The organism is Mesorhizobium sp. WSM4820 (genome assembly GCF_055811075.1).
This window is the reverse complement of the sequence record NZ_JBVVQN010000019.1, coordinates 50,583-67,062: the sequence shown is the minus strand read 5'-3', so window position 1 is coordinate 67,062 and position 16,480 is coordinate 50,583. Positions and strand designations below refer to the sequence as shown.

The 16,480-nt window shown below is 65.2% G+C and carries 14 protein-coding genes; 5 read left to right on the top strand and 9 right to left on the bottom strand.

All coding sequences use genetic code 11. The annotated features are described in order from the left end of the window. Positions 1 to 47 precede the first annotated feature (47 nt). The 5 genes from AC0L2R_RS26265 to AC0L2R_RS26245 form a co-directional block, all read right to left on the bottom strand. Positions 48 to 419, bottom strand: coding sequence for a hypothetical protein (locus tag AC0L2R_RS26265; RefSeq protein WP_473512347.1), 372 nt, complete (start codon positions 417 to 419; stop codon positions 48 to 50). Continuing rightward, a complete protein-coding gene (locus AC0L2R_RS26260; RefSeq protein WP_473512346.1) occupies positions 416 to 3,520 on the bottom strand; it encodes an efflux RND transporter permease subunit in 3,105 nt (1,034 codons plus the stop codon). Before AC0L2R_RS26260 ends, AC0L2R_RS26265 begins: the two co-directional genes overlap by 4 nt. Next, positions 3,517 to 4,689: an efflux RND transporter periplasmic adaptor subunit gene (locus AC0L2R_RS26255; RefSeq protein ID WP_473512345.1), complete on the bottom strand. Its 1,173-nt coding sequence runs from the start codon at positions 4,687 to 4,689 to the stop codon at positions 3,517 to 3,519. The genes AC0L2R_RS26260 and AC0L2R_RS26255 overlap by 4 nt, the downstream gene beginning before the upstream one ends. Continuing rightward, the gene (locus AC0L2R_RS26250) at positions 4,679 to 4,882 is read right to left on the bottom strand and encodes a hypothetical protein (protein ID WP_473512343.1); all 204 of its coding nucleotides are present in this window, start codon (positions 4,880 to 4,882) and stop codon (positions 4,679 to 4,681) included. Before AC0L2R_RS26250 ends, AC0L2R_RS26255 begins: the two co-directional genes overlap by 11 nt. Positions 4,883 to 4,954: 72 nt before the next feature. Beyond that, positions 4,955 to 5,632, bottom strand: coding sequence for a hypothetical protein (locus AC0L2R_RS26245; protein WP_473512342.1), 678 nt, complete (start codon positions 5,630 to 5,632; stop codon positions 4,955 to 4,957). 230 nt (positions 5,633 to 5,862) lie between these two features. Here AC0L2R_RS26245 and AC0L2R_RS26240 point away from each other — a divergent pair, with 230 nt between their 5' ends. Further along, on the top strand, positions 5,863 to 6,588 hold the full coding sequence (locus AC0L2R_RS26240; protein WP_473512340.1) for a response regulator: 726 nt from the start codon (positions 5,863 to 5,865) through the stop codon (positions 6,586 to 6,588). Then, positions 6,585 to 7,835 carry an ATP-binding protein gene (locus tag AC0L2R_RS26235; RefSeq protein ID WP_473512339.1) on the top strand — a complete coding sequence of 417 codons (1,251 nt, stop codon included), beginning with the start codon at positions 6,585 to 6,587 and terminating at the stop codon, positions 7,833 to 7,835. Before AC0L2R_RS26240 ends, AC0L2R_RS26235 begins: the two co-directional genes overlap by 4 nt. 49 nt (positions 7,836 to 7,884) lie before the next feature. Here AC0L2R_RS26235 and AC0L2R_RS26230 read toward each other — a convergent pair whose 3' ends face one another. The 4 genes from AC0L2R_RS26230 to AC0L2R_RS26215 are packed head-to-tail and all read right to left on the bottom strand — an operon-like array spanning position 7,885 to position 11,134. After that, positions 7,885 to 8,856: an energy transducer TonB gene (locus AC0L2R_RS26230; protein WP_473512337.1), complete on the bottom strand. Its 972-nt coding sequence runs from the start codon at positions 8,854 to 8,856 to the stop codon at positions 7,885 to 7,887. Further along, positions 8,856 to 9,314, bottom strand: coding sequence for a TonB system transport protein ExbD (gene exbD / locus AC0L2R_RS26225; RefSeq protein WP_091592320.1), 459 nt, complete (start codon positions 9,312 to 9,314; stop codon positions 8,856 to 8,858). Before exbD ends, AC0L2R_RS26230 begins: the two co-directional genes overlap by 1 nt. Positions 9,315 to 9,329: 15 nt before the next feature. Beyond that, positions 9,330 to 10,313, bottom strand: coding sequence for a tonB-system energizer ExbB (gene exbB, locus AC0L2R_RS26220; protein ID WP_473512336.1), 984 nt, complete (start codon positions 10,311 to 10,313; stop codon positions 9,330 to 9,332). A gap of 29 nt (positions 10,314 to 10,342) precedes the next feature. Beyond that, positions 10,343 to 11,134, bottom strand: coding sequence for an ATP-binding cassette domain-containing protein (locus AC0L2R_RS26215; RefSeq protein ID WP_128173647.1), 792 nt, complete (start codon positions 11,132 to 11,134; stop codon positions 10,343 to 10,345). Positions 11,135 to 11,364: 230 nt separating this feature from the next. On the opposite strand from AC0L2R_RS26215, the gene AC0L2R_RS26210 reads away from it, so the two are divergent. Genes AC0L2R_RS26210 through fhuB form a run of 3 tightly spaced genes read left to right on the top strand, consistent with a single transcriptional unit; the run spans position 11,365 to position 16,434 of the window. Further along, the gene (locus AC0L2R_RS26210) at positions 11,365 to 13,539 is read left to right on the top strand and encodes a TonB-dependent siderophore receptor (protein WP_473512335.1); all 2,175 of its coding nucleotides are present in this window, start codon (positions 11,365 to 11,367) and stop codon (positions 13,537 to 13,539) included. Positions 13,540 to 13,546: 7 nt separating this feature from the next. After that, on the top strand, positions 13,547 to 14,431 hold the full coding sequence (locus AC0L2R_RS26205; protein WP_473512334.1) for an ABC transporter substrate-binding protein: 885 nt from the start codon (positions 13,547 to 13,549) through the stop codon (positions 14,429 to 14,431). After that, positions 14,428 to 16,434, top strand: a complete 2,007-nt coding sequence (gene fhuB, locus AC0L2R_RS26200; protein WP_473512333.1) for a Fe(3+)-hydroxamate ABC transporter permease FhuB — start codon at positions 14,428 to 14,430, stop codon at positions 16,432 to 16,434. Before AC0L2R_RS26205 ends, fhuB begins: the two co-directional genes overlap by 4 nt. Positions 16,435 to 16,480: the final 46 nt, after the last annotated feature.

The window sequence follows — 16,480 nt, the reverse complement described above, 5'->3', positions numbered from 1 at the left end:
TCATCTTCACCCGCAAATGTCCAGCGCGCGGAAATATGGCGCCTTCTTCACTGCGTCACAGGCTTCGAAGCCAGGCGTGGGCCGGCCTTGACGTCGCCGATCTCAAGTTTCGCGGCGTCGATCGCGCCATCCCAACCGATCACTTCTGCATTGCTTGCTTCCAGGGTCGGAACATCGGCTTCCGTGCTGCTTGCCTGCCCCATCGCCTTCGCAACATCCGCCGCCGTTGACATGCCGACTTGCGCCATGGCGCGGGTGAGCGTTGCGGTTGCCTTCATTTTCATACCTCTACCCTCAAATCCGATTGACTGTTGCTTGCCACGCGGCAATCCGCCGGCGCCCCCGCCAGCGCGTGGTAAGCTCGACGGTGATGCGGCGAAGGAACGGCGGCGGGTTTCCGTGATCAGCGTGTCGATCACGCGCTTCCAGTCCCGGCGCCCGGCAGATCAGCTGCTTCGTCCGCGCCGGACCGTTCCACCAGCAGCTTGCGCAGATGGCGGTCGAGGAAGCGCTGGATATCGTCCATGAAGGTGTAGACCACCGGCACGTAGACCAGGCTGAGCACGGTCGAGGACAGCAACCCGCCGATGACGGCGATGGCCATCGGCGCCCGCGTCTCGGCATCGGCACCGAGGCCGAGCGCGATCGGCAGCATGCCGGCGCCCATAGCGACCGACGTCATCACGATCGGCCGCGCCCGCTTGCGAGCGGCGTCGATCAGCGCCTCGAAGCGGCTCATGCCGCGTTCCCGTTCGGCGATCAGCGCATACTCGACCAGCAGGATCGAGTTCTTCGCCGCGATCCCCATCAGCATCAACAGGCCGATCAGCGTCGAAAGCCCAAGCGCCTTGCCGGTGATCAGCATAAAGCCGAGCGCACCGCCGACCGACAGCGGCAGCGCGACCAGGATCGTCACCGGTTGCACGAAGCTGCGGAACAGAAGCACCAGCGTCAGGTACATCAGCAAGATGCCGGCGGCGATCGCCGTGGCAAAGCCGCTGAACAGCTCCTGCATGCGGGCGGCGTCGCCGCGCGCCAGTTCACGCACGCCCGCGGGCAGGTTCTGCATTGCCGGCAGGGCGCGGATGGCCGAGGTCGCCTCGCCGAGTGTGATGCCGGAAAGATCCGCCTCGACGGTGGCGCTGCGGCTGCGATCCACCCGCGCGATGCTGTTGGGCCCGGCGTTGAAGCTGATGTCGGCGATCGCGGCAAGCGGCACGGTGCCCTTGGTGCCGGTCAACGGCAGGACAGCGAGCTTCGAAGGGTCGTCGATGGCTCCGTCGGGCAAGGTCACGACGATCGACACCTGGCGATCGCCGAGATTGAATTTCGGCAGGCTGGTGTCGGTATCGCCGACGGTGGCGATCTTCACCGTCTGGGCGATCTCGGTCGGGGTGATGCCAAGCTCGGCCGCCTTGGCGCTGTCGGGGCGCACGATCAGCTCGGGTTTCGTCGTTGCAGCCGTCGATGTCGGATTGCTGAGGCCGGGAACCGACTTCATCTGGTCAATCAGCGCATCGCTGGTCTTCTGCAGCGCATCGCCATTGTCGCCTATCAGCGTGATCGACACCTTGGCGCCCGAAAAGCCGTCTGCGCCGAACTGGATGCGGGCACCGGGAATGTCGTTGAGCTTCGGAGAGGCCTCGGCCTCGAATTCCTGCTGGCTGACAGTCCGCTCGTCGCGCGGCTTCAGATTGACGGTAACATTGGCGCTGCGCACTTCGGCCGATGTCGATCCGCGGTTCGGCCCGCCGCCCGACTCGGCCGCCGTGCCGATCGTGGCGAAAATGCTGTCGACCGCCGGTTCGCCCTGCAGGCGCCTGGTGATGTCCTGCACCGCGGCCGCCGTCTGCTCGATCGTCGATCCCGGCTGCAGCTCGACCGAGATCATCGAGCGGCCGCGATCCGTTGCCGCCATGAATTCGGTCGGCAGCTGCGTCGCCAGCGCCAATGAGCCGGCGAAAAAGGCGATGCCGGCAACAAGCGTGATCCAGCGGTGGTCGAGCGCCTCGTGCAGCAGCCAGAGATAAGTCGGCACCCAGGCCGGCGTATCCTCTTCGCTGTGGCCGCCGGCGCGCACCAGATAGGCGCCCATCAGCGGGGTCAGCATGCGTGCCACCAGCAGCGAGAACAGCACCGACACACAGACGGCGACGGCGAAGCTGACGAAGAATTTTCCCGGAATGCCGGGCATGAAGGCCACCGGCAGGAAGACGGCGACGATTGTGGCGGTGGTCGCCACCACGGCGAGGCCGATCTCGTCGGCGGCCTCGATCGCCGCTTGATAGGCTGTGGCGCCGGTCTGACGCATATGGCGCACGATATTCTCGATCTCGACGATGGCGTCGTCGACGAGGATGCCGACCACCAGCGACAGAGCGAGCAAGGTGATATTGTTGAGCGAAATGTCGAACGCCGCCATCACCGCAAAGGTCGGGATCAGCGATAGCGGCATGGCGACCGCCGACACCAGCGTCGCCCTGATGTCACGCAGGAACAGCCAGACAACACCGATGGCGAGCAGCGCGCCGAGCCACAGCGCCTCGAACGCGGCATCGTAGCTTTCCTGGACAAAACCTGAGGACGAGGTGACCTCGGTGAATTTCACCGCATTTGTCTTCGCGCCCATTTCGGCGATCGCGGCGCGCGCGGCCTCGACCACGTCGATCTCGCTCGAACCGACCGACCGGTAGATGTTGAAGGCGACGACCTGTCTGCCGTCGAGATAGGCGGACTGACGCGGCTTTTCCCAACTGTCGACCACCTTGCCGAGGTCGGACAGCTTGACGTCGCCGGCTCCCACAAGTGCGATGCGTGTATCGGCCAGCGTGCGGACCGACTGCTCCTGGCTGCCGATCGTCGTGCGGCCGCCTGGCTGGTTGACGTTGATGGAAGCGAGCATCTGGCTGACATCGCCGGCGCTGATGCCGAGCGCGGCAAGGCGGTCGGGATCGAACTCGACACGGATCACCCGGTCGACGCCGCCCGAACGGGTGATCTTGGACACTCCATCAACGCCCAACATCGCCTTGGCGACGTCGTTGTCGATGTACCAGCTCAGCGCGTCGGGCGACATGGCCGGCGCCTCGACCACATAGGTCAGCACCGAATTGCCTGATGCATTGACCTTCGTCACGACGGGCGCGACGGCAGCAGCAGGCAGGCTGGACTGGACGCTGGAGACCGCGTTGCGCACGTCGTTGGTGGCCGTTTCGGGTTCGGTGTCGAGGGTGAATTCGACTGAGGTGACTGAGGAGCCTTCGCTGATCGAGGTCGAGACGTCGTCGACGCCATCCAGGCTCGCCACGGCATTCTCGATGGCCTGCGCGATCTGGACTTCCATCTCGCTCGGCGCAGCACCCGCCTGCGTCACCGTGACGGTGACGGTCGGCAAGTCGATGTCAGGCATGTTGTTGGTTCTGAGCTGCATGAAGCCATAGAGGCCGGCAATCGTCAGCGACAGGAACAAGACGATGGTCGGAACCGGATTGCGGATCGACCAGGAGGAAATCGCGTTCATCGCACCGTCTCCGTGTTTGATGCGGCCTGGCCGGAATCGCCCGCCGCGACGCGGACGAGATTGCCGTCATTGAGCAGGCCGGCTCCAGAGACGACGACGCTCTCGCCTTGGGTCAGCCCAGACACAATGGCGACGCGACTGGCCTTGCGGCTGCCGGTCGCAACGGAGCGGGTCGCAACCTTACCGCTTTCACCGACGACGAAGACGTTCGGCTTGCCATCGCGCCATGTCAGCGCGCTCTCCGCGATATTCAGGATTTCCGCCGAAGACGTGGCGATCGAGACGCGGGCGAACATGCCAGGCCTGAGCCCTGAGTTGTCCTGCGGCACGACATAGACGGTGCCCAGCCTTGTGGTGCCGTCGACCTTCTCGGCGATCGAGCTGACCTTGCCGGAAAGCATCTTGCCGGCGGCGTCGGTAATTGTCGCTGCCTGGTCGGTCGCGATCGCGGGCAGATCCTTCTCGGGCACCTGGACGGCAACCTCGACTTTGCCGTCACGCACGATTTTCATCAGTTCCGTGCCGGACTGAACGATGGAGCCGGCCACCGCGGGCCTGGTGGACACCGAACCGTCAAAGGGGGCGTGGATTTCGGTCCGCGCGAGTTGCGCGGCGATGTTGTCCGCCGCCGCTTGAGCCTGGGCGAGTTGCGCCTGGCTGATCTTGACCGTGGTTGCTCTCTCTTCGGCCGTCTCGGCGCTGATCGCATTGCTGGTGATGAGCTTTTGGGCGCGCGCCGACGCCGTCTCGGCTGCCTCCAGCGTAGCGCGCGCCTGCTCGACGGTTGCCTTCTGCTCGGCGAGTTGGGCCTTCAGCACCGCATCATCGAGGCGCGCGATCACATCGCCCTTGCTGACGTCGTCGCCCTCGTCAACGAGAACCTCGGTCAGTTGCAGGCCGCTCGTCTGCGAGCCGATCGTGGCTTCCTGCCGTGCCTGAACCGTGCCGGTGGCGGTAATCACTGAGGCGATTTCATCCTTGCGCACCTTTTCGACCGAAACTGTCAGCGAGGCGGCCTGCACGATCGCGGGTGTCTTGTCTGCAGTCGCATCGGCCCCATTCGCATCGATATTGCTGCGCCCATAGGCCTTGAGCATGGCGGCAATCGCGATGGCGAGAATGACGGCGAAAAGCAGCAGGTATTTCTTGCGCGACAATCTAGCGGCCATCGGTCTTCTCGGCGTTCGTTGAACTGGTTTTCTCAAGCGTGGGAACACCGAGCGAAAGGCGCCAGGTGCCGAAGACAAGCCTGGTCGCGCCGGTGAAGGCCTGCAGCGACCGAAGCGTCGTGGCCGAACCGCGGCGATGCTGCTCGGGCGCGGCCGCCATCAGCAGCCGCAGTATCAAGAACATCTCCCACATGGAAATTCTCTTTCATAAGGTGTCGGCCGGCCCGGCAACGGGGAAGGTCAGCGGACCGGCCGGTGCAGCCGGTCAGAGTTGCTCGTCCGTCCGGGGTAGGGGTGGCGGGAGCTGCCTGCCAGGATTGGGCAGGCCTCCGGGGCCGGCTGCATCATCCGGCGGATTGCCCCATGGGCCGCGGGGTGGTCCATGAGGTCTATCCGCCGAAGCAAGGATTTCGAGCTGTTCGGGCGTCAGCTTGCCGCGAAGTGCTGCGATTGCTTCCTTCAGCTTTGCCGCCGAGGCAGCGCGAGCGGTAAGGTCGTCAGCCAGCTTTTCCTGGAAAGCGAAAGGATCGCGGGGACCCTGATCGCTATTGCTGCCGGGGCCTCCCGTGTCGGGACCGCGCTTGCCGGGACCATTCGGTCCATGATCGGGCCGTGTCAGCGTCGCCTGCAGCGCGCTGGTATAGTCGCGCCATGCGTCGAGCTGCTCGGTCCTGACGCCGATCCGGGTCTCGAGCGCGCAAAGCCGGACTGCGAGCCTGAATTCCGGCGGCGGCCCCATATGTTGCCGGCCGAAGCCGTCCGGACCAGGCCGCATCGGCCGGTGCTGGCCGGGCCACGGCATCGGGCTGTCATCCGGCCCGCTCTGCATTGCGGCGACCTGCGGTTCCCCGCCAGGTCCGGTGACAGGGTCGGTGGGCTGCGCCAGCGCCGGATGAATGAGCGCGGCGGAGAAGAGGCCGAGAGCAAGAAGTCTGCTTTGCATGATGTAATCCTTTCCCACATGCTTCGGATGGCGAGAGGATAGGAGGCGACCTTTTCGCGTTTGCTTCGCGCTGTTGCCGAAGGTTTCCGGAAAGGGAAGATTTGTTTCCGAATGTTTCCGCCTGCCTGTCGGAAACATTCGGTTGCAATTTTCAGTGCCGCGCGCCGGTGGCTCTCCCTATAATCGACCCTGTAACCGGCAAAGAACGGCCAAACGACACCAGGCAGATAATGCAGTCAAAACCGCAAATCCTTGTCGTCGACGACGATCGCGAGATAAGGACGCTGCTCGGGCGCTATCTCGACGGCCAGGGATTTCGCGTCTCGGTGGCGGCGGATCGGCGCGAATGCGAGCACAGGCTGGCCACCGGCCAGTTCGACCTGATCGTGCTCGACGTCATGCTGCCCGACGGTTCAGGGCTCGATATCTGCCGCAGCCTGCGCGACAGCAAACCACACATCCCGATCATCCTGCTGACGGCGCTGAAGGAGGATGTCGACCGCATCATCGGATTGGAGCTTGGCGCCGACGACTATCTTGGCAAGCCGTTCAACCCGCGTGAGCTGACCGCCCGCATCCGCGCCGTGCTGCGGCGCTCGGCGCAGGAGCAGGCAGCGTCCGTCATGGCCCGCATCTATCGCTTCGCCGGCTATACGATGGAGCCGGAAATCCGTCGCGTCGCCAATGCGAACGGCGAGGCGATCGAGCTGACCGGTGCGGAGTTTGACCTGCTGCAGGTCTTTGTCGACAGACCGGGCCGCGTTCTGTCGCGCGACCAGCTTCTCGATCTCACGCAAGGGCGCGAGCGTGAGCCGCTCGATCGCTCCGTCGACGTGCTGATGAGCCGGCTGAGGCGCAAACTTGGCGAGGACGCCGCAGCGCCTCTTTTCAAGACGGTGCGCAATGGCGGTTATCAGTTGACCGTCCGCGTCGAGACCGTGGACGCGTCGTCGTGACCTCGCTCAGGGCGCGGATCGCGCTGCTTCTCGTTACCTCGATCGTCGGTGTGGTGGCTCTGGCGACACTGGCGGTCGTCAGCGTCGTCCGTGGACCCAACCCTGAATCCACGATAGAACCAGTCGCCCGTCAGATCCTGCTGCTGGCGCAATCGCTTCCCGGCCATGTTGCGCAGGCAGACGACGTCAAACTCGAACTCGCAGATCAGCCGACAAAAGGTGAGAAGGACGAGCGCGCAACACGTTTTCTCAACCGAGCGCTGGAACACAGCGGGGCAGCGTTTCCCGCTATCGTCGTGCGGGTCGAAGGCAAACTGGGCATGGTTGCCTCGGTGCAACTCCCGGACGGCCGCTGGATGGCCCTCGATATTCCCGACTTCTCGCCGCCGGCCGACCGCTGGCTGGTCTTGTCCGGCTGGATTACGCTCATCGTGCTTGGCGCCACCGCCGTTTCGCTCTACTTCGCGACCGTGCTGACAAGGCCCCTGGTCATGCTGGAATCCGCGGCAGCGCGCATCGGGCCGGACGGCATTCTTGCCCCTTTGCCTGAGAAGGGTTCCGGCGAGGTGCGCGCCACCGCACGTGCGCTGAACCAGCTTTCGACCCGGCTCAAATCGGCCATGGAAAGCCGCATGCGCCTCGTCGCCGCGGCGGGCCATGATTTGAGAACACCGATGACGCGCATGCGACTGCGTGCCGAGTTCCTGGCGGACGAAGAACGCGAAAAATGGCTGCACGATCTTGAGGAGCTCGACCGCATCGCTGACAGCGCCATCCGGCTGGTGCGCGAGGAGGTCGACCAGGATGCCGTCGAACCGGTCGACTTCGAAAGACTGATCCGTGACATCGAGGCCGAGATGATTTCGCTAGGTCACGCCGTTTCGATCGGCCATCTCGACAAGGTCTCGGTCAGGGCGGGTGCGCTCGGCCTTCGCCGCGCACTGCGCAATCTGATCGTCAATGCAGCAACGCATGGCAAGGGCTGCAGCATCTCCCTGTCCGCAGCTGACAACCGCGCCACCCTCACCATCGCCGATCGCGGGCCCGGCATTCCGCCGGAACTGCTCGGCAAGGCGTTCGAGCCTTTCTTTCGCGTCGATCCCGGCCGCAGGCAGTCCATTCCGGGGGCCGGCCTCGGCCTCGCCATCGCCAAGGAAATCATCGAACGCTACGGCGGCGCCATCACACTGGAGAACCGCACCGGCGGCGGCCTTTCCCAGAGGGTGGTCTTCGAAACTGTTTCCTGACTCAGCCGTTTAGCGCCATTCTCAATGCAGGGCATCGCCTATCGTCTGATTACCGCAGGTCGAACCTCAACGGCACATTGACACGCGAGCTAACGCCTTCTGGCGGCGCCGGCACTGAAGCGCCCTGCAGCAGGTCGAGTACACCGCGGTCGAGATCAGGGTCGCCGGACGAACCGGTGATGCGAACGGACGTCACTCGGCCGGAGCCGGCCACCATGAAGGAGACGGTCACAGTTCCTTCCGAACGGCGGGCTTTCGCGGCCTTCGGATAGCGCTTGTGCCGATTGAGCCACCTTGTCAGTTGCGAGTTCCACTTCTTGGCGTCCCCGCGTTTCGCAGCCGTTGCCTTGGTCGATTTCGGGGCGGCCGCCCTGGCTGCGGATGTCGCAGCGACACTGGCCGTCGTCCGCGGCGGTGCGGCCTTTTCCTTTTTCGGACGCTTTTTGGATTCTTTGACAGGCTTCTTCGCCTTAACCTCAGCCGGCTCCTTTACCTCAGTCTTTGCCTGTTTCTTTGGCTTGGCCTCGACGGGTTTGTCGACCGGTTTCGGCTGCGGCAGCGGAACGACCACTTCCGGCGTGACGGCTTCGGCAATTTCGGGCACGACCTCCTCGAGCGGCGGCTGGTCGACCCGTTCGGCCACTGTCGGCGGGGTCGGCTCGACCGTGTCGGCCGGAGCGGCCTCCGACGGCTCGGTGACCGGCTCGGCCTGCTCGACGGGCGGTTCGGGCGGAGGCTCCGTTTCGGTAATCTCGGGCTCCTCGGCCGGGTCCGGCTGATCGGGCGCTATCTCATCCGATATCGGCGCCGGCTCGGCCGGCGTGAGCGCCATTGGCGACAACTCGATCACCTGCGCCTGCGGCGGCCCGCCATCGGGCTCGGCCGGGCGCCAGCTCTGCATCGCATAGCCGACCGCGGCATGCGCCATCAGGACCAGCGCAGCCGCGCCCGCCCACCAGGCGATCTCGCGCGCGCCGAAACGCCGCTGATCGGCCATCGGCAGGGCGGCCGCCGGCGACATTATTGGCCGGTTCCGACTTGCGGCGCCGCGGCATCGCTGGGCGCGGTCTCGAGGCCAACCAGCGCGATCTTCAGATAGCCGGCGCCGCGCAAAAGGTTCATCACCTCCATCAGCTCGCCGTAGCCGACCGCCTTGTCGGCGCGCAGGAAGATGCGCGTCTGCCTGTCGCCTTTTGTCCTGCCGACCAGCGCGGCGGCGAAGGCTGCGCGCGGCACGCTGTCGTTGCCGATCGCCAGGCTGAGATCGTTCTTCAGCGTCAGGAACAACGGCGTCTCCGGTCGAGGCGCAGGCGTTGCGGTCGAGCCCGGCAGGTCGACATTGACATCCACGGTCGCCAGCGGCGCCGCGACCATGAAGATGATCAGCAGGACCAGGATCACGTCGATGAACGGCGTGACGTTGATCTCGTGGTTTTCCTCGAGATCGCCGTCGATGTTCTCTCGAATTCTAGCCGCCATGGCGTCGCTCCGTGTTCATTCCGCGGCCATGTGCTTTGCCGGCGCGACCGTGCGGAAATCCAGATCCCGGCTGACCAGCCGCTCGACCCCTGCCGACGCATCGGCAAGGATCTGCCTGTAGCCGGCTATCGATCGCGCGAAGACGTTGTAGATGACGACCGCCGGGATCGCCGCGACAAGGCCCATCGCCGTGGCCAGCAAGGCTTCCGCAATGCCCGGGGCAACGACGGCGAGGTTGGTGGTCTGCGCCTGCGAGATGCCGATGAAGGCGTTCATGATGCCCCAGACGGTGCCGAACAGGCCGACGAAGGGCGCGGTCGAGCCGATTGTCGCCAGCACGCCGGTGCCGCGCGACATGCGCCGCGCCGCCGCCGCCTCGATGCGCGACAGGCGCGAGGTGACCCGTTCCTTCAGTCCGTCGCCGGACACATGGTCGAGCGAGCCGGCCGAAAGCGCGGTCTCTTCCTCGGCTGCCCGCACCAGCAGGGCGCCAGGACCGTTATTGTGGCCAAGCGCGCGCCCGGCCTGGTTCAACGTCGCGGCATTGCCGATCGCTTGTGCCGCGCGGCGGGCGCGCAGCTTGCCGCCAAGGATCTCCAGCGATTTGGCCAGCCATATCGTCCAGGTGACGAAGGACGCAAAAGCCAACCCGATCATCACCGCTTTCACGACGATGTCGGCCGCCATGAACATGCCCCATGGCGAGAGGTCACGCGGCAGGGTCAGGGACGTTGCCGTCGAAGGGCCAGTCTCGGTAGGCGTTGTCTCGATAGGTGTTGTCACGCCGGGCTGCGTCGCCGGTGGCGCGGCGGCGTCTGGCGCAGCCTGCCCAGGCACTGGAGCCGGCGCCTCGATCGCCGGGGCTGCGCCCGGTTGCTCCTGGGCGGCTGCGCCCGGTTGCTCCTGGGCGGCTGCGCCCGGTTGCTCCTGGGCGGCTGCGCCGCCGGCCGACAGGATGGCGGATGCGAGCAACGCCGCGAACAAACCATGTCTGGACAAGGGCTTCTTCCTTATTCTCAAGAGTGGCCTCATTGCACATAGCCGATGGGCTGGCCGGTGACGGGGTGCGCAAACACGCCCATCTCGACACCGAAAATTCCTTTGAGCACGTCGCCCTGCATGATCTGGTCCGGCGTGCCGCGCGTCAGCAGCCTGCCGTCCTTCAGCGCGATCAATTCGTCGCAGTAGCGCGCCGCCATGTTGGGATCGTGCAGCACGACGACGACGCACAGGTCGCGCTTGCGGCTGAGGTCCCTGACCAGCCCCAGCACCTCGACCTGATGGGCGATGTCGAGCGCCGAGATCGGCTCGTCGAGCAGCATGACGCCGGCATTCTGCGCCACCAGCATCGCTAGCCATGCGCGCTGGCGCTCGCCGCCTGACAATTCGTCGACCAGCCGGTCGGTGAAGTCAGCCATGTCGGTCAGGACTAGCGCCTCCTCGACATGGCGCCTGTCCTCATGCCCGAAACGGCCGAGCGCGCCATGCCAGGGATAGCGGCCGAGCGTCGCCAGTTCGCGCACGGTCAGGCCGGTCGCCGCCGGCGTCGTCTGCGGCAGATAGGCGAGCGCGCGCGCCAGTTCACGCGCGCCCCACTGCACCAGCGGCCGCTGCGCGAAGGTTATGCCGCCCGAGCTTGCCGGCTGCTGGCGCGCCAGCAGCTTGATTAGCGTCGACTTGCCCGAGCCGTTGTGCCCGATCAGCCCATAGACGCGCGAGCGTTGCAACTCGAGTGTAACCGGACCGAGCAGCGTCCGCTCGCCGACAGCGAACCGCACCGCTTCGACATGAAAGGCAGTCTGGGCATGAATTCCCGCCACGGTCTCGGCCTTTCTCCAGCTCTGCGCGCATTTCGAAATCCGGTTTTCGGCAATCCGGTTTGCGGGCGCCGATGTCCGGTTGACTATGAAACATGAGTTTACTAGTCAACAATGAAGATGACTTTTTGAGTCAACAAAATGTCGCGACGCGCCGGATTTGCGTCGAAACACGAAATGTGGAGCGCGCCGAGATGGTCGTTGGTTCAGGTCGCGGAAGAACTCAAAGCGAAGTGACTGCGCGCCGAAACCTGCTGGTCGCGGCGATGTCGCTGCCGGTGCTGCTTGGCGGCGGTCACGCCGTCGCGCAGGAGGCGACCACCACTCTCGACCCGATCAATATTCAGGAACGCGTCGAAAGCGCCTTTGGGACGGTCGACGGCTATGTCGCCACCCAGGGCTCCACCGCTACCAAGACCGAAACACCGCTGATCGAGACGCCGCAGTCGATATCGGTCATCACCAAAGACCAGATGGAAGCGCAGGCGGTGGACAGCCTGAACAGTGCGCTGCGTTATACGCCAGGCGCAACCGGCAATCTCTACGGCACCGACAATCGTGGCCACGGCTTGCAGATGCGCGGCATTTCGAACTCCAGCGGCGTCTTCTACAAGGACGGGCTGCAGCTCAAGGAAAGCAATTTCACGCTGTTCACGGCGCTCGATTCCTACGGTGCCGAACGCTACGAAATCCTGCGCGGGCCGGCATCGGTTCTCTACGGCCAGGCAAGTCCTGGCGGCATCATCAACTATGTCAGCAAGCGCCCGACCGAGGAGAACCTCCGCGAGGTCGAGTTCGGCGCCGGAAGCTTCGACCGCTATGAAGGAAAGTTCGACTTCAGCGGGGCTGTCAACGCCGACAAGTCGCTGCTGTTCCGCCTCACCGGTGCCGCCCACACCGGCGATACGCAGACTGATTTCGTCGAGGACGAACGCATCTTCATCGCGCCGGCGCTGACCTGGCAGCCCGATGCCGATACCAGCCTGACCATCCTCGCCAACTATCAGCGCGACCGGTCCGGCTGGGCGATGCAGTATCTGCCGGCATACGGCACGATCAGGCCGGGCAGGGACGGAAAATACCTGCCGAACAGCATGTTCGTCGGCGAACCGGGCTTCGACACCTACGACAACGACCAGGCGTCGATCGGTTACGAGTTGGATCACCGCTTCAACGAGACGTGGCAGGTTCGCCAGCATGCCCGCTACGTCTATTTGAAGCACTATGAGGAAGGCGTCTTCGGCGGCGGGCTTCTGAATGATGAGGGCGACTATTCCCGCTATGCCGATGCCGGCGGCAGCAGGCTCAGCGGCGTGACCATCGACAACCAGGCGCAGGCCGATTTCGACACCGGGCCGCTCGCCCACACGCTGCTTCTCGGCCTCGACTACAAGCGCTACACCTACCGCGACTATGCCGCCAGCAACGATATGATCGATGATCATTTCAATATTTTCGACCCGGTCTATGGCTATCCGGTCGGCGAAATGACGCCCTATACAGATACCGACACCACCCAATCGCAGGTCGGCCTCTACGCGCAGGACCAGATCAAGCTGGGCAACTGGCGGCTGACGCTGGGCGGCCGCCAGGACTGGGCCGACGCGAAAGTCCACGACAATCTGGCCGGCGCTTTCGATCCTCGCCAGAGGGACGACGCCTTCACCAGCCGCGCCGGTCTGCTTTATCTCGCCGACAATGGCCTTGCCCCTTATGTCAGCTATTCCGAATCGTTCCAGCCGGTGTCCGGCCCCGACAGCAACGGCAATCCGCTCGTGCCCGAAACCGGCAAGCAGTACGAGGTCGGGCTGAAATACCAGCCGGTCGGCTGGAATGCCTTCGTCACCGTTTCGGCGTTCGACCTGGCCCGGCAGAATGTCGTGCGCTATGGCGGTGTTGGCGCGCCCAACGATATCTTCCAGACCGGCGAGATCCGCTCGCGCGGCATCGAGCTGGAAGCTGTTGCCAGCCTCGATTCAGGCTTCGATTTCCGGGCGGCCTATACCTATCTCGACACCGAGATCACCAAGGCCACCTCGATCACCGTCGATGACGATAGTGGCGAGACAATCAGCGATGAGGGCAACACCCCATTCGGCGTGCCGGAGCATGCGGCCTCGCTGTGGGCGAATTACACCGTCGGCAGCGGCAAATTGGAAGGCTTCGGGCTCGGCGCCGGCATTCGCTACGTCGGCTCGACCTTCGGCGACGACGCCAACACTTTCAAAGTGCCGGCAGTCACGCTTGTCGATGCCGCACTCCACTACGAATGGCGGAACGCCGAGCTGAACCTCAATGTCAGCAATCTGTTCGACAAGCGCTATGTCGCCTCCTGCTACGCGGAAAGCTTCGGCTGCTTTTATGGCGAGGGTCGCCGGTTCAACGGCTCGGTGAAGTACACATGGTGACCCGCGCGTGCAGGCCCGGACCCAATTGGCGCCACTGACGCGGCGCCGGTGCCTGGCCGGCCTGGCCGCGACGAGCCTCGGCCTGCGCGGCGACCCGGCGCATGCGGCGCGGCAGCCGCGGATCGCCTGCCTTGAGTGGACCTCGGCCGAGATGGTCGTCTCGCTCGGGATCGGCCCGGTGGCGGTCGCCGATACCAAGGGCTACCGCGACTGGGTCGCGGGTCCGGCTGTTCCCGCCGCCGGCTGCCTCGATCTCGGCTCGCGCGGCGAGCCCAATCTCGAACTGCTCCTGGAACTCAAGCCCGATCTTATCACCGGCGCCTATGGCTATGGGCTGGACGAAGCTCCGTTCCGGCGGATCGCGCCGCTGCATACGGTGCCCTTCTACGATGGCACCGAAGCGCCTTATCGCCAGGCCGAGATTGAAACGCTGAAACTTGGCTCAAAGCTCGGCCGCGAGGCTGAGGCTCAGCGCCTCATCCAGGAAACGGCGGCGGCAATCGCCCAGATCAGGGCACGATTTTCAGAGCGGGCCAGGCAGCCGCTCGCGGTGGTCAGCATGTTCGACGACCGTCACGTCCGCGTCTACGGCAAGGGCAGTCTGTTCCAGGACGTGCTCGACAGGTTGAGCCTCACCAACGCCTGGACGGCGCCGACCGATAGCTGGGGCTTTTCCATGCTGGGCATCGAAGAGCTGGTTGCGATCGGCGAGGCCCGCGTGATTTCGCTCGATCCGATCCCGCCGCATGTGAAGATCAGGATCGACCAGAGCAGCCTCTGGGCGAACCTTCCCTGCGTCAAGGCCGGCAACGTCAGGACAATCCCGCCGGTATGGCCGTTCGGCGGGCTAGCAGCCGCTGCCCGTTTTGCGACGTTTTTGGCCCGGGCATGACCATCATGCAGTCCACGGCCGGCCATCGTGCTCGTTTCAAGGCAGGGATGCTCGTCGCCCTCGTCGGCGTGCCGGCGGTGCTCGCCGCCTATCTCACCGCTGCCGGGCTTTTGCGCCTGTTGCCCGCCGACATGTGGTGGCAGTCGCTCGGGGCGACCGACTTTGCCGATCCGCGGCAGCTGCTTTACCGGCATGCCTTCCTGCCGCGTTTGGCGATCAGTCTGCTGGCCGGCGCGGCGCTCGGCCTGACCGGCACGCTGCTCCAGCAACTGCTGCGCAATCCGCTCGCCGAGCCGACGACCATCGGCACCAATGCAGGCGCCACCATCGCCCTGACGATCGCCACGCTCTACGCGCCGTGGCTGCTGGAGCAAGGTCGCGAATTGGTGGCGCTCGCCGGCGGCGCCCTGTCGACGCTGGCGGTTTTGGCTCTGGCCCGGGGCCGGAGTTTCTCGCCGGTCGCGATCATCATTTCCGGCCTGGTGGTCAGCCTCACATGCAGTTCGGCGAGCGCCCTGCTGATGGCGGCCAACCGCGAATATTCCGAGGAACTCTTCATCTGGCAGAGCGGTTCGCTGATCCAGAACGGCGATGCCGTGGTGCTCGGGTTCGCGCCATGGCTGGCGATGGCCGGCATTGCTGCCTTCCTTCTGCTCCGGCCACTGCGGCTTCTCGACCTGAGCGACGAGGGAGCCGAAAGCCTCGGCACGAAACCCGTATTGACACGGCTGGCCGGGATGACCGTCGCCGTCGGGCTGAGCAGCATGGTGGTCGCAGCCGTCGGCGTCATCAGCTTCGTGGCGCTTGCGGCGCCGGCGCTGGTCAGGCTCGCCGGCGCACGGACCCTGCGCCAGCGCATGATCTGGGCGCCGCTTGCGGGCGCCATGCTGTTGTGGCTGACCGACCGGCTGGTGCAGGTCCTGCCGTTTACCTCCGAAATCCCGGCAGGCGTGGCGACTGCTTTCCTCGGTGCGCCGCTGCTGTTTCTTCTCCTGCCGAAATTGCGCACCAGCCCGGACCGGGACGGCACCATGCTGGCTTCCGTGCGCAGGCGCAGCGGGTGGGCCTATCTGCTGCTCGGGCTCATCGCGATCGCGCTTCTTCTCTGCGCCGCGCTTGTTGTCGGGCGAGGCGCGACCGGCTGGCACGTGGCCTCGGCCGCCGAACTTGCCGACCTGCTGCCGCTCAGGGCACCTCGCATCGTCGTCGCGGTTTGCGCGGGTATGATGCTGGGCGTGGTCGGCACGCTGATGCAGCGGATGACCGGCAATCCGATGGCGGCGCCCGAGGTGCTGGGTATCTCAGGCGGCGCCTCGCTAGGCATACTGCTGCTCTTCGTCGCGACTTCTGATGTCAACCGTCCGGCGATGATCGCGGCCGGTCTCGTCGGGGCGCTGGTCAGCCTGGCGATGGTTTCGCCGACCGGCCGCCAGCAGCCCCTCGCACCTGATCGGTTGCTGCTTTCCGGGGTCGCCGTGGCGACGATGGCGTCGGCATTCTCGGCGGTGATGCTCGCCAGCGGCGATCCTCGGCTCGATACGCTGATCGGCTGGCTGTCCGGCTCCACCTACCGGGCCACCGCCGCCGATGCCACAATCGCCGCCGTGGCGGCGACTGCTCTGCTCGCCATCGTGCCCCTCACCAGCCGCTGGCTGGAAATCCTGCCGCTTGGAGAAGCCGCCTCGCGCGGGCTCGGGCTTGGCCTGTTTCGCGTGCGGGTCGTGCTCCTGGTGCTTATCTCGGTGCCGACGACAATAGCCACGCTGGTCATCGGGCCGCTGAGCTTCGTCGGATTGATGGCGCCGCACCTGGCCCGCATGCTCGGCTTTCGACGCGCCTTGCCGCAGCTTTTCGCATCGGCGATGCTTGGCGGCATGATGCTTGTTTCCGCCGACTGGGCCGGCCGGATGCTGATTTTCCCGTGGCAGATTCCTGCGGGTTTGCTAGCTGCCCTGGTTGGCGGGCCTTACTTCATGGTGCTGATGTGGAAAGGCCGGCAATGAGCGGCCCCGCCACGCGCTTCGGGTTGGCGACCACAAAGCGCATAGC